The 13,513-nt window shown below is 43.1% G+C and carries 13 protein-coding genes and 1 tRNA gene; 5 read left to right on the top strand and 9 right to left on the bottom strand.

The annotated features are described in order from the left end of the window. Positions 1-19: 19 nt before the first annotated feature. Positions 20-2,266 carry an ATP-binding protein gene (locus HQK88_08860; GenBank protein MBF0616911.1) on the top strand — a complete coding sequence of 749 codons (2,247 nt, stop codon included), beginning with the start codon at positions 20-22 and terminating at the stop codon, positions 2,264-2,266. A gap of 16 nt (positions 2,267-2,282) precedes the next feature. Here HQK88_08860 and mfd read toward each other — a convergent pair whose 3' ends face one another. Continuing rightward, complete coding sequence (gene mfd / locus HQK88_08855; GenBank protein ID MBF0616910.1) at positions 2,283-5,468, bottom strand: transcription-repair coupling factor; 3,186 nt, start codon at positions 5,466-5,468, stop codon at positions 2,283-2,285. A 15-nt stretch (positions 5,469-5,483) separates the two neighbouring features. Further along, the gene (gene rfaE2, locus HQK88_08850) at positions 5,484-5,960 is read right to left on the bottom strand and encodes a D-glycero-beta-D-manno-heptose 1-phosphate adenylyltransferase (protein ID MBF0616909.1); all 477 of its coding nucleotides are present in this window, start codon (positions 5,958-5,960) and stop codon (positions 5,484-5,486) included. Positions 5,961-6,014: 54 nt separating this feature from the next. On the opposite strand from rfaE2, the gene HQK88_08845 reads away from it, so the two are divergent. Both HQK88_08845 and HQK88_08840 read left to right on the top strand, forming a co-directional pair. After that, positions 6,015-6,407: a DUF202 domain-containing protein gene (locus HQK88_08845; GenBank protein MBF0616908.1), complete on the top strand. Its 393-nt coding sequence runs from the start codon at positions 6,015-6,017 to the stop codon at positions 6,405-6,407. 16 nt (positions 6,408-6,423) lie between these two features. Then, on the top strand, positions 6,424-6,831 hold the full coding sequence (locus HQK88_08840; protein ID MBF0616907.1) for a DUF202 domain-containing protein: 408 nt from the start codon (positions 6,424-6,426) through the stop codon (positions 6,829-6,831). A gap of 137 nt (positions 6,832-6,968) precedes the next feature. On the opposite strand, the gene HQK88_08835 is transcribed toward HQK88_08840, so the two are convergent. The 6 genes from HQK88_08835 to HQK88_08810 all read right to left on the bottom strand — a co-directional run bounded on the left by HQK88_08835 (position 6,969) and on the right by HQK88_08810 (position 10,084). Beyond that, positions 6,969-7,265, bottom strand: a complete 297-nt coding sequence (locus tag HQK88_08835; GenBank protein MBF0616906.1) for a hypothetical protein — start codon at positions 7,263-7,265, stop codon at positions 6,969-6,971. Between the two features lie 188 nt (positions 7,266-7,453). Then, positions 7,454-7,542 (bottom strand) — tRNA-Ser (locus HQK88_08830). Between the two features lie 126 nt (positions 7,543-7,668). Next, positions 7,669-8,037 (bottom strand): Fe-S cluster assembly scaffold protein NifU, encoded by a 369-nt coding sequence (gene nifU / locus HQK88_08825; protein MBF0616905.1) that lies wholly within the window; start codon positions 8,035-8,037, stop codon positions 7,669-7,671. Positions 8,038-8,070: 33 nt separating this feature from the next. Beyond that, on the bottom strand, positions 8,071-9,264 hold the full coding sequence (locus HQK88_08820) for a cysteine desulfurase (GenBank protein ID MBF0616904.1): 1,194 nt from the start codon (positions 9,262-9,264) through the stop codon (positions 8,071-8,073). Beyond that, positions 9,261-9,494, bottom strand: a complete 234-nt coding sequence (locus HQK88_08815) for a sulfurtransferase TusA family protein (protein MBF0616903.1) — start codon at positions 9,492-9,494, stop codon at positions 9,261-9,263. Before HQK88_08815 ends, HQK88_08820 begins: the two co-directional genes overlap by 4 nt. A 53-nt stretch (positions 9,495-9,547) precedes the next feature. Then, complete coding sequence (locus HQK88_08810; protein ID MBF0616902.1) at positions 9,548-10,084, bottom strand: RrF2 family transcriptional regulator; 537 nt, start codon at positions 10,082-10,084, stop codon at positions 9,548-9,550. Positions 10,085-10,277: 193 nt separating this feature from the next. Between HQK88_08810 and HQK88_08805 the strand changes: the two genes are divergently transcribed. Together HQK88_08805 and HQK88_08800 are read left to right on the top strand one after the other, a co-directional pair. Next, positions 10,278-10,595: a type II toxin-antitoxin system Phd/YefM family antitoxin gene (locus HQK88_08805; GenBank protein MBF0616901.1), complete on the top strand. Its 318-nt coding sequence runs from the start codon at positions 10,278-10,280 to the stop codon at positions 10,593-10,595. Between the two features lie 16 nt (positions 10,596-10,611). Continuing rightward, the gene (locus HQK88_08800; protein MBF0616900.1) at positions 10,612-11,043 is read left to right on the top strand and encodes a putative toxin-antitoxin system toxin component, PIN family; all 432 of its coding nucleotides are present in this window, start codon (positions 10,612-10,614) and stop codon (positions 11,041-11,043) included. Positions 11,044-11,254: 211 nt separating this feature from the next. On the opposite strand, the gene glgX is transcribed toward HQK88_08800, so the two are convergent. Beyond that, complete coding sequence (glgX, locus tag HQK88_08795; protein ID MBF0616899.1) at positions 11,255-13,339, bottom strand: glycogen debranching protein GlgX; 2,085 nt, start codon at positions 13,337-13,339, stop codon at positions 11,255-11,257. Positions 13,340-13,513 lie beyond the last annotated feature (174 nt).

Below are 13,513 nucleotides of genomic sequence, written 5' to 3'. Positions count from 1 at the left end.
AAAAAACAGTTTTGAGCTTTTGAAATGGCTTTTTTTTGAGCCGCTTCTTTTAGATAGATTTTCAAAAACTCTCGATAGGAAAAATGCTGTTAAATGGTTTTTCAATACCTATTTGTTGATCATACTACTATCTATTATTTTGTTTACATTCTATATCTTTATAGCAATTATTTTAGATTTACCTCATAATTATCAAGAATTATTTCCAGATAGTTTAATTCTCAAATGGGATAAAGCTAACAATTATACTGAAAAGTTTTTTTCATTTTTTAAACATGGATTTCGTGTTTTACCGTATAGTTTGTTAAGTGGTTTGTTTTTTGGTTTAGCAGGTACTTTCGTTGTTAGTTTAGGTGCTGGTTTGATTATTAGCTTGATTATTGATTTAATCATTGGTTTTCTAATATCTTATTCAGGTGGTTTAGTACCAGTTTTAACAGGTGCCTTGACTACAGGTGTAGTCTTAGGTATAGGAAGTGGCATTGTGTTATTTATGATTTTGAATCTGATAGATGGGTCAATTTCTGGTTTTAAAATAGGTTTAGTGGGTGGCTTGGGTGGTTGTCTATTCGTCGCTTTTTTAATGTTAGGTTTGGGAGGTACTTTGGAAGGAGGCTTACAGGCTAGTTTATTTTTCTTTTTATCGTATTTTAGAATTTACATGTATCCCATTTATTTATTGAGCATTTTCCAGAGCGTAAATCTTAAACAAAACCCATATATTAACGATAGCATAATATGGCTGCCAATTCCGTTTTTAAAATCAAGGCTTGCAGAATCAGCATACGAAGACCCTGATTCAGCTTTTGAGTTTGTTGATTTTCTTTTGGAATATCGCCCCTTACAGCGTTCTTTTGCTATGCACATTTCACATTCTGCAACAGCAGGACAATGGGACAAAAATGTACTAAAGGCTGATGCGCTTATAATCCCTCAAATAGCAGTTAAGCAAGAAAAATTTCTACCTTCACAAAATTGGACTGCAAAAATCGAGGCAATAAAAGCCCAACTTGTAGCAAGTCAAAAAGAAAATAATATTGGAATAAGGAAAAAGTCTTTTGAGGATTTTATGCGTTTACTTAAGGAATTGCGTGATTTAACCTTAAGGGAATCGCCTCTTTGGAATAAGTATTATCTGCCAGCTATAGAGAAATGGTTAGATGTTGCAATTGGTGAACTTGAGAGTCTTAAATTAAAACTTCAGTCAGCTATGCCAATTACGGCGAATGTTTATAGGTCAGGAGATGCACTTAACCCTAAAAGTGATTCACGGGTTTTTATGGAACGTGATGATGTTAAGGATGAATTTATAACAAAAGTTATGACGGCAGTCGCAATGCCCATGTTTCTAATCAGAGGACAGCGCAGGGTTGGTAAAACGAGCCTCTTAAACTTCCTACCAGAACGCCTTGGTGCAAGATTTAAAATCGTGAAGTTTGATATGCAGGGACTAATAGAACATACGGTAAGCGGATGGTTTTCTGAGTTGAGAGGTGCTATCAATAAAGAACTTTCTTTGCCGCCGGATAATTACAAAGCCCCGGAACAATGGCTTAAGGCATGTAGTGAGTTAAAAGAGTTTCTTGAACACGTCTCTAAAGAAAAAGATTATAAACTGGTGATTGCCTTTGACGAATATGAAGATATACATAAATTAATATCAAAAGACCCGGAACAAGGCGCTCAATTACTTGGGGCAATGAGAAGTTTTTCCCAAAGTCAAAACTATGTGGTTTTTCTCTTTGCAGGCACACGGTTATTTAGCGAATTAAGAGACCCCAACTGGAACGAATATTTTGTACAGACAGTAACCCTCAAGGTTGACTACCTCAAATATGACGAGGCCATAAAACTGATAACCAAACCGGTTGAGGACTTTAACCTTAAATATCCGCCTGAACTTGCCAATCACATGTATGAAATAACACAAGGGCACCCTGCCCTTTTGCAGGCAATATGCAGCGAAATGGTGGATATTGCTAACAGGGCATTAAACGGCAATATGACCTTTGCAAACCTCGATGAGGCATTAGCCAAAAGCATAGATCGTTCAACACATGCGATGAGCGTGTTTTGGAGCCAATTCTGCACGGACTCCGATAAAGAAACGGTTCTTAAAATCATTAAAGGCAACCCACCCTCAGACAAAGTAAGCATAGCCCGGCTTCTTGAGCACGGATTTATCGCAAAAGACGGCGATAAGTTAAAAATGCGTGTGCCTCTTTTTGAACTCTGGCTAAAAGAGTATGCTGAGACATTCTTTTAAATAAGTATTGTTTTTCTTAATCTGTTTTGCGGGCGGAGCTCGTCTCTCCCTTTCTATTTATTTCTATAAGCGCTTTGAATAACTCAGTCAATTCTGTAATTATAACGTCTTTTTTGAAATCAGCAGGGGAAAATTCAAATCCGCTCTGAAGGAGTTTTATATTATTTCTCGTTGCTTTCTTAAGTGTTAGCAAATCCTCAGCGACAAAACCAGCATCCTCTGAGGCGGTTACCACTATTTTTTGACCGTAACGCTTAACTAATTCAAGCTTAAGCGCTTTGCAGAGTTGCTTTACTCTTACTACACCCAGGAGATTTTCAACCACATCCGGAACAGCACCAAACCTGTCTCTCATCTCGTCTTTCAGGGCAATCAACGCATCCTCATCTTTAACGGCGGCAACTCTGCGGTAAAAATTAAGCCTAAGCCCGACATCCTCGATGTAGTCCTCCGGTATCAGCGCCTGAATGCGTAAATCCACGGTCGGTTCAAACTCTCGCTCTATAAAAGTTCCCCGCTGCTTTGACACCTCCTCTTCAAGCAGTTCCATGTAGGTGTCAAACCCAAGTGCGTATATGTGGCCGGATTGCTGCGGGCCTAGCAGATTGCCGGCTCCGCGGATTTCCATATCCCTCATGGCAAGCCTCAGGCCCGCCCCAAGATAACTTAACTCCTGAATTGCCGTCAAGCGCTTCTTAGCATCCCCTGTCATCGAGTCCTCACCCGGAGTGATTAGATAGGCATACGCTCTTACGTTAGATCTCCCCACGCGTCCCCTTAACTGGTACAGGTCAGCTAGCCCCATCATATCTGCCCGGTTTACTATTATCGTGTTAGCCGATGGCACATCAATTCCTGAGCCTATTATTGAAGTTGAAACCAGCACGTCTATATCATGCTTCATAAACTTAAGCATCTTATCTTCAAGTTCACGCTCATGCATCTGCCCGTGTGCCACTGCCACAGTGTTATCCGGAAACAACGTCTTTATCATTGCAGCATACTTATCAATGTCGCCTATCCGGTTATGAACAAAAAACACCTGTCCGTGTCTGTGAAGTTCACGGCCTATGGCCTCTTTTATTATGTTTTTGTCAAAACTTATCACAAACGTACGCACGGCTTGCCTTTCCTCAGGCGGAGTCTCTATCGTGCTCATTGTCCATATGCCGGAAAGAGACATCTGAAGTGTTCGTGGTATGGGGGTAGCACTAAGTGTAAGGCAATGAACGCCTCTTTTTAGCTCCTTTATTTTTTCCTTCTGCGCCACACCAAAGCGGTGCTCTTCATCTATAATCAAAAGCGCAAGGTTTGGGACATCTACTTTTTTAGAAAGCAGCGCCTGAGTGCCTATAATTATATCCACCTCACCCTTTGATGCCCGAAGCAGTGCGCCCTCTATCTCTGCCTTAGTCTTGAATCTGCTTACATAGTCAACGCTGACCGGAAACGGGGCAAATCTCTCCTTAAAAGTAATATAGTGTTGCTCACAGAGGATTGTCGTAGGAACCAGAACCATCACCTGTTTGCTGTCAAAGACGGCCTTGAAAGCAGCGCGCATAGCTACCTCGGTCTTGCCGTACCCGACGTCGCCGCAAAGCAGTCTGTCCATAGGTTTATCAGATTCCATACTGCGCTTGATTTCCTCCGTTGCGCTCAGTTGGTCCACAGTCGGTTCGTAGGGGAAAAAGGTGTCAAACTCCTGGTGCAGGTGGGAGTCCGCACTTACGGCAAAAGCCGGTGTGATTTCCCGTTGAGCATAATGAGCAATGAGTTTTTGGGCAAGCTCTTCTATGTTTTTTCGGACTTTGCGCTTTACGGCAGCCCATGTTTTACCGCCAAGTTTATCAAGCCGCGGGACAACGCCCTCTGAAGCGCGGTACTTTTTAACCATCTCTATGCCATAGACGGGTACGTAGAGCCTTGCGCCGTCAGCATACTGGATGGCAAGCATGTCATAGTTAAAGTCCTCGGCAGTTTCTCGCCTCAGGCCCTCAAACAGGCCTATTCCATGCTCACTGTGGACTATGTAGTCACCGGGCTTTAAATCATCTGCGGTTCTTAGGATTTCACCCTTTGTTGACCCCCTGTATTTTTTAGGCCTTCTAACCTCGCCAAACAACTCAAGCTCCGTTAACACCAAAAGCCCATCCAGATAAAATCCTCCATTAAGCGCTCCCGTTACCACAAACACATTTCCGTCGTAATCGGAAAATGCTTTTTGTTCCGGGACAAGGGGTATATCCATAGAGACTTCAGCAAAGAGCTCCCGAATGCGCTCCGACTGTGCAACAGTTTTGGAGACCAGCATTACTTGTGTGGTTTCAGAGATTGCAGCTATTGCAGCAGGCAGCTCTGATATGTTCTTTCGTTCTTCCGATAGCAGCCCAAGCCCATTAAGTGCTAGCGCTTTGGCATCTGTTCCCTCAGTGTCAACCGCAATGCCGGAGAGAATCGTACAAGGTGGGGCATTTTTAAAGTCAGCGATAAACTCTTTCCCCTTTGTCTTTGCATCATTTATGAAAAACAACCGTTTTGTCTCAAACGATTCAAACAGATAACAAGTGCCACCGCTTTGAGTTAGCGGCAGGATGGATTCACTATCTAACTTTTCTATTGTCTTTTGGGTGTCGGCATCAAAGGCTCTGACAGAGTCTATCTCATCACCAAAAAACTCAACACGTATGGGGTTTTTTCTACCCGGCGGGTATATGTCGAATATATAGTTTCTTACGCTAAACTCACCCTCATCAACCACCATCGCCGATCTTTTGTAACCCATCGCTGTGAGGGTTTCGTTCAGATATTCACGGGGAAACTCCTCTCCGGTTTTTAGCTCAATAGACTGTGTGGTGATTGCGGTTTTATCGGCAACCTGAGCAGTAAATGAGGCCAGAGTGAGGATAAATGATGAGTCATTTTTTGCGTTAAGCAGGATTTCAATCTGTTTGCCGCTGGAGGCAGCATCAAGAGATTCCGGAAAGTATATGGCGGGTTGTTTTCCCATAAGCTTTGAGAAATACCCAACCCCATCAAACACCGAAATAGCCTCCTCCTCAGTTTCGGTAACTGCGATAAAAGGCTCATCTGTATGAGCTAGCAGCAGTGGCAGCAAAGAGCCCTTAAGATTGTATATCCTCTGCGGCATTGGCGTTGTGAGGCAGGGGGCAAGTCTTTTTTCAATCAGGTCTTTTACTGACAAAGTTGCATAAACCCTTTAGGAACAGATCCTTAGTATTTTATTTATAATCTCCGTAGTGGATCTGCCATCAACAAAAGGCAAACTATGAACCTCCGGCACAATATCAGCACCAACAATATCTTGTTTTTTCCAGTCCCCGCCCTTAACCAGCACATCTGGACAAAGCTCACAAATTGTCTCATAAGGGGTATCCTCATTAAAAATCACCACATAGTCAACCATACTGAGAGAGGCAAGTACCTCGGCACGCTCATATTCACTGACTATAGGCCGTCCCGGCTTTAGTCTGCTAACAGAATCATCGGAATTTACGGCTACTATGAGAATGTCCCCAAGCGACTTTGCCATAGTTAAATACCGTGTGTGTCCCACGTGAATGATGTCAAAGCAACCGTTTGTAAACACTATTTTTTTCCCATCGGTTTTAAGTGCGTTGATACGGCTCTTTAACTCAAGAAGCCCCAACACCTTATCTTTGAACTCCGGTGCCATAGAACTCCTTTGATTTTAGCATATTTGGTTTAAAATTTGGTATAATTATTAGGTTTGACAGAGCAGGAGAAACTCATAGAAAGAGCACGGCAGGTGATGGACAGAAATTTCCTGTCGTGGGTTAAAACAGGAATATCCATAGTCGTATTTGGGATAATCAGTGAGAAATTTGTTATTTTTGTCGAAAGCCTGAATGCGTTTTCCTCCTTAACTCAACGAAAGTCTATATTTTTCTCCGGAATACTTATTACCTCATCAGCAGCAGGCAGTATTTTACTTGTGCTGGGAACCTCCGTTATATTTTTAGCCGGCATACGGTATAGAAATGTTAATAAAATGATACAGCAAGGGCGATACACGCTTACGAACTATTTAACGTGTTTTCTTACCGCGGCAGGCCTGGTTATCAGTACTGTCTTAATTTATAATCTTTATAAATCTTTATAAGGAGACTCATAACACTATGGCAGAGTGCAAACCAGACAATAACGAGTTCGACCATATCCTTCAGCATCTTTCAAACGAGAGAACGTTTTTATCGTGGATACGAACGTCTCTGTCCATCATGGCATTTGGCTTTGTGATAGAGAAGTTTGGCCTGTTTTTACTGAAATCAATAGATATTATGAATATAACCGGTATTAAGACAGGAGCAATACAAGAGATAAAAAACTATTCTACGTCAATCGGCAAATTGTTGATAGCAGTGGGAGTGGTGTTAAGTTTATTTTGTTTTATCCGGTATAAGAAAATCGAAAAGCAGATTTGTGCCGAGAGGTTTATCCTGTCGCCTGTTCTTGATTTGATTCTGTCACTTTGTGTTATGGCAATAGGAATCCTCTTTCTTCTGCACGTGGGACATACGTTTTAAAACCGGAGTGAGGTTTTAATATAGAGTACTCCTCTGGCCTTTTTATTTACATTTGTTAATTCATCTATACATTACAAGTAGTTATAGACAGGAAAGCTAAATCTTTATTGATTTATAAAATTGTCTTGTAAGGTAGTTTACTTAAAAAAGAATTTAAATAAGGTGAACATGGCTACTAACTGCCCTGCCCAGAATAGGAACATCCACTTCAATGTTTCGGACTTTGATTTTTCTATATCTATTTTTAATTCTGCTTTTACAGATTCTATTTTGACTTCAAGTTTAAATACATCCTCTTTAGTGGCAAACCGTTCGATCCCTGTTTCCTGTGCAACCTTGAGCGTATCAGACAAGCCTTTTGCTTGTTCCTCTGAAAAGCCGGACGATTTAAGTGTCTCAAATACTTTTAACGTATCAAAGGTTAATGTGTTCATACTCCTACGTTACCATAAAAACATTAGAATTGCAACACGCAACCACGAGTTGCCTCAAGTAAAAAACTAATAGACTTGAACGATACTACAATTAAAAATATAGATTGAAAATACCTGAGGACAGTTCGGGAACACTTATTATGTAAAACAAGCGAAGCTAACCTATTGATTTTAAAAGATAAAAGAACCGGAGAGGCAGGGATTCGAACCCTGGGTGGAGTATTACCCCCACAACCGCTTAGCAGGCGGCTGCCTTCGACCGCTCGGCCACCTCTCCATTTAACTCACTTCAGCCTGATGACAACACACAGCTGAACCGGCACGTATTGTAACATTTTAAAAGTAAAATAGCAACCACTCAGGGTTTAATTCCTGTTACAGTCCACTTTACCTTCAAAGGCTTTCAATTACCACGCTGGCGATAGTCCTCGATGGCTTTTCTTAAAGCATCGGCGCCAAGATTTGAGCAGTGCATTTTCTGTGGCGGCAGCCCGTCTAAAGCATCTGCCACATCCTGTTTCGTTATCAGGAGCGCCTCATCCAGCGTCTTGCCCTTTGCCATCTCTGTTATCATACTGGAGACCGCTATTGCCGCTCCACAGCCAAATGTCTGAAATTTTATATCAACTATTTTTTCATTTTCCACTTTAATGAAAAGTTTCATTGTATCGCCGCAGGTAGGATTTCCCTCCATCCCAACCCCATCGGCATCGGGCATCTCCCCCACGTTTCTTGGGTTTGTAAAGTGATCCATTAATTTTTGGCTATACATGTTAAACCTCCCGTTTTTTATGTTTAAGTTACATTAACTTTCCTCTGTTTTCATATCCTCCGGGCGCCAGCCCTCCTTAGCAAAAGGAGACATTGCCCTTAACTTACCCACTATGGCTGGAAACTCCACAAGTAAACTCTCCACATCCTCCATCTCGTTGCCTATACCAAAGGAAAACACAATCGAGCCGTGCGTGAGGCTTATCGGTATGCCCATTGAGGCAAGCGTGGGAGAGGCCTTAAGTGCCTTTGATGTACAAGCTGAACCGCTTGCTGCATATATTGACTTAGAAAGGAGCATAAGCAACATCCCTTCTCCCTCTATAAACTCCACAACGAAACTGGCATGCCCGGGAAGTCTCAGCGTAGGATGCCCCGTTAAGTGCACCTTTTCCACCTTAGATAGACCCTCAATACACCTGTCTCTTAACTTTTTAACGTGTGCCATCCGCTCCGGCAGTTTTTCCTTAGCAAGCTCTGCCGCCTTACCCATACCAACTATTGCTGGCACATTTTCAGTTCCCGCCCGCCTGCCGTTTTCCTGTATTCCGCCATAGATAAGGGGTAAAATCCTCTGCCCTGCCCTCAGATAAAGCGCCCCTGCTCCCTTAGGGCCATAAAACTGGTGCGCTGCCATACTTAGAGCATCCACTCCCAGTGCCTTTACATCCACCTCCATGTTGCCCACTGTGGCAACACCATCGGCGTGAAAAGTAATTTTATGCTCATGGGCAATTTCAGCTATCTCCTGTATTGGCTCTATCGTACCCACCTCGGAATTGGCATGTGTGATTGAAATCAGTACTGTGTCTTTGTTGATTGCCGCCTTTACAGCTGCAGGGTCAACAAGCCCGTGTTTATCCAAAGACAGGTATGTTACAACAAAACCCTGTTTTTCCAGTGACCTGGCAGTGTTAAGCACCGAGTGGTGTTCGGCTTTAGATATTATTACGTGGTTACCATCGTTTTGCCTTGACATGGCAAGTCCTTTTACTGCGAAATTATTTGCCTCAGCTCCAGATGACGTGAAAATTATCTCCGCTGCCTTAGCGTTTATTAACGCACCTACCTGCTCCCTTGCTTTTTCTATCCCCTGTTTTGCCGTAAAACCCAGATCATACATGCTAAGGGGATTTCCAAACTCACCCTTAAAGTATGGCTCCATTACCTCAAACACCTCAGGCAGCAGCGGGTTTGTAGCCACATGGTCAAAATATAGTCTTTTCATGTATTCACCTCTTTTAGCGCCGGCGCTGGTTTGCCGCTGGCTTTTCTGATGTAAATTTTGTAATAATCATCCTCCTCATCTATGCCCAAAAACTCGTTTCCAGTCTTCTGGCACCATGCCGGAACATCCTCAAGAGCTCCATCATAGTCTGTTAGAAGCTCCAACACCTGTCTGTCTTCCAACTCCTTTATTTGCTCGTCTAATTTCAATAAGTGCATAGGACACATCATATACACTATGTCGCTTGTCACGTCAGCCTTAACATTTTCAACAAATTTTAAACTCATGTCAGAGCGCTCTCCACAGCTTTGCTACTGCCTGCCCGTAGCACATCCCTCGGACACACCGAACCGGCTGCACCGGCATCACAGGAAAAAATTAAATCCTCAAACTGTTTACCCTTGAGTAGATCCATCAGTGTTATGGTCTGTAAAAATTCCTCTATCTGTCTCCCTAACGCTCTCCACAAGTGTTGTATTACACAGTGGTCGGCTTTCATACAGCCTTTTGAGCTAGCTGAGTCTTCAGGATGCACCGATGCACAAAGTGTAATGGCAAACGGGCCCTCTAAAGTAGTTAATATCTCTGCAATAGTAATATCCTCAGGGTTTTTTGTTAATAAATAACCACCGCCCGGACCCTTTACACTCTTTATAAGGCCATCCTTGCGCAGCCTTCCCAGTATCTGCTCTAAAAACGGCACTGATACGTCCTGCCGCTCCGATATCACCCGTATGGACAATGGGGAGTCAGGATATCCACGCGCTATCTCATACATAGCCCTTACGCCGTACTGGCATTTTGTTGATAATCTCAACATTATGAATTAATTTTATAATACCTTACTAATTTTGTCAAGTATTATTTTTTTGCATCACATAATACTTCAGAATAAATTATTCGATAAAAAGCATTATCTGAAACCTTATGCCGGTGTCAAATACAGTCATTTGACTATAGCTATTGCATATACTATACTAATTATAGCAATCCTAACTAAAGGAGCAATGACCATGCTTAAAACAATATCGGCGATAGAAGCCCGCCGCCAGTTCGGGCAGATTATGAATGAGGTATCATTAAAAGAAGATGACTACATTATTGAGCGTGCCGGAAAACCGCTTGTAGCCATTGTACCACTAAAAAAATACGAATGGATGAAACAGGAAAAGGAACGGGCGAGGGATAAGTTTTTTAAATGGGTTGATGAGATTCGAGAAACTACAAAGGATGTTGACCCTGAAATATTGGAGCACGAAATAGCGGAAGCCGTAGAAGCTGTTAAAAAACAAGAGCGTGAAGAGATAAACAAAGTTAACACAGTAATTTGAAAAACTAATTGAAAACATGCTAAAAATCGTTCTGGATGCTAATATATTCATTAGTGCCATTTTAAATTCTCACGGTAAACCCGCACAAATTTTTGACTTACTGAGAACCGACGAACTTCAGTTAATCACTTCAACTAAAATCATTTCTGAAGTCAAAAAAGTAGCCATGTATCCGAAAATTCAAAACCGCCATAAAAAAGCCTTACATGAAGTTGAACAGGATTTAAACAATCTATTTGCCATAGCTGAAGTCATCGAAGGTGGTTTAAAGATAGAAGCCATACCCAACGACCCTACCGATAATAAATATCTGGAATGTGCTTTAGAGGGCAGAGCCGATTTTATTATTTCAGGAGACCATCATCTTTTGGATTTAAAAGTTTTTCAGGGAGTGGAGATTTTAAAACCGGAAGAGTTTTTGTACCGGTTAAACGAGATACAGTTATAGAAGTTATTGTTATCATTTCGTCAAATGTTGCCCTTACCCGCCATTAGAAATGACAGGGGTTTACAGGCTATCATACATGTAACCCCAGACAAAAGGACTCATTTTGTCTGGGGTTACACCGCTGGTGTTGTAACGAGTATGCGGGATGTTCGACGGGAAAAAACACTCTGGCGGGCTTCTATGGCGGTTTTCCCTTGAATGTAATTCCCCCCTATACTATAATTTTGGACATAAGCACTACAACGCCTCTTCCCTCTACCAAATAGCTATTATCAGAGAGCTTCACCTCTTTACCCTCGTCGACGATATCATTGGGAGATGGTTTAGATGTGTCGATAACCCTGTACCACTGCCTTCCACGCACGATTGGAATCTCGAAACTCAACGGTTCCCAGTACATATTCATCATCACGTGTAAGTCGTCGTCGCCGCCAAACCCTCCAAGTGTAAACGCCAACGCCCGTGCCATCGGGTCATTCCAGTTCGGAGAGTTTAAACTGCACCCGTGCCATGATATATCGGCAACCCCACGCTCGTTAACCGAGCCATTAAAAAAATCCGAGCGGTGTAATGCGGCATGTTTTCTTCTAAAAGCTATCATAAGCCTGAAAAACCTCAGGAGATCACCGTTGTTTTTCGTTAAATTCCAGTCGAACCAGTTTAGAGCATTGTCCTGGCAATAGGCGTTGTTGTTACCGTTTTGAGTCCTGCGCACCTCGTCCCCGGCAAGTATCATCGGCACGCCCTGCGATAAGAATTGAATGGCCGTAAAGTTTCTTATCTGCCGCTGCCGCAAATTTTCCACGTTTGCATCGTTTGTCTGCCCTTCGACTCCGCAGTTCCAGCTAAGATTATTGTCTATGCCGTCTTTATTGTTCTCTCCGTTTTTCCAATTATGCTTTTCGTTGTAAGATACGAGATCGTTCAGAGTGAAACCGTCATGGCAGACAACAAAACTAATACCGTTTATCGGCAGACGGCCGGCATACTGAAAAAGATCTGAGCTTCCGGCCACCCTGGAGGCCACGTTGCCCACGATACCTGCGTCCCCCTTTACGAAACTACGGATATCGTCACGGTACCTGCCGTTCCACGCCGCGCATCTGTAGCCCGGAAAGTCACCGACTTCATAGAGTCCGCCAGCGTCCCATGCCTCCGCTATAATCTTTGTGTCGGCCATTACCTCGGAAAGCTGTATCTCCCAAAGTACCGGGGGATCCGACATTCTTGCCCCGTCGGTTCCGCGCGACAAAATTGTGCCCTCGTCAAAGCGAAATCCGTCCACGTGCATATCCTTCACCCAATGCTCGAGGCACTCAACGATAAACTTCGTCACAATCGGTTGATTACAGTTGACGGTGTTGCCGCAACCCGAATAGTTCATATAGTATTGCTTGTCTTGAGGCGACAGATAGTAATAAACGCCGTTGTCTATACCCTTGAAGCTAAAAGTCGGCCCGTTTTGATCGCCCTCGTCCGTGTGGTTGAAGACAACGTCCATGATGACTTCTATGTCCGCTTTATGGAGGGCCTTCACCATGTCGCGAAACTCTTTTATGTGCAGGCCGTCCTCTGGAGAGATGCAGTATGCGGGATGGGGCGCAAAAAAATTAACGGTGCTGTATCCCCAGTAATTGCTAAGCCTGGTGCCGTCCGGAAGCGTCCGGAGCCCCTCCGAATCATCAAACTGCATGACAGGTAAAAGCTCAACCGCCGTAACACCAAGTTCTTTTAAATACGGAATCTTCTCTACAATTCCGGCAAACTTGCCGGGGTTCTTTACTCCGGACGATGGGGACCTGGTGAAACCGCCTACGTGAATCTCGTAGATAATAGTGTCGGCCATGTCGTGGTTCAGGGGTTTATCGCCCTCCCAATCGTAATCGTTAATATCTATGATTACGCTGCGCATGGACGTCTTCAGATTATCGTCACTGCCACACGCATTGGCGCGGTTCCAAAGATTACAGGTGTTACCGAGTGCATAGGGGTCAAGCACCACCTTTTTAGGGTTAAAACGGAGGCCCGCCTGAAGATTGAAGTCTCCGTCAACCCTTAAGGCATAGTGCATGCCAGGGTTTAGGCCTCGGATGAAGACATGCCAGAAAAAAAAAGTCTTATTTTTTTGCGGATCAAACGTGATAATCTGAACCGGGTCCGGGTCGTCATGGTTGTTAAAGAGCAACAACTGGACGCCTTTGGCGTAACGTGAATATAACGAAAAATTAGCTCCGTCTTTTGACAATTCCATTCCAAGAGGATGAAACTTTCCTCTTTCCACCATATATTGAGCCATAAAATCCCTCCTTACCACAAGTTAAGTGGCCTACGGCCGCAGACACTACATTTTAATTCATAGACAAAATTAAATCATCATGATGAAACTGTACTATGTTTCTACATGCAAAATCAAGTATTAGTCTGTTTCTGCATAGTATCTAATAACAATAGACAAAAACAATTCTTTTGT

This window comes from Nitrospirota bacterium, assembly GCA_015233895.1.
GTDB lineage: Bacteria > Nitrospirota > Thermodesulfovibrionia > Thermodesulfovibrionales > Magnetobacteriaceae > Magnetomonas.
This window is presented reverse-complemented; position numbering and strand designations above follow the sequence as displayed.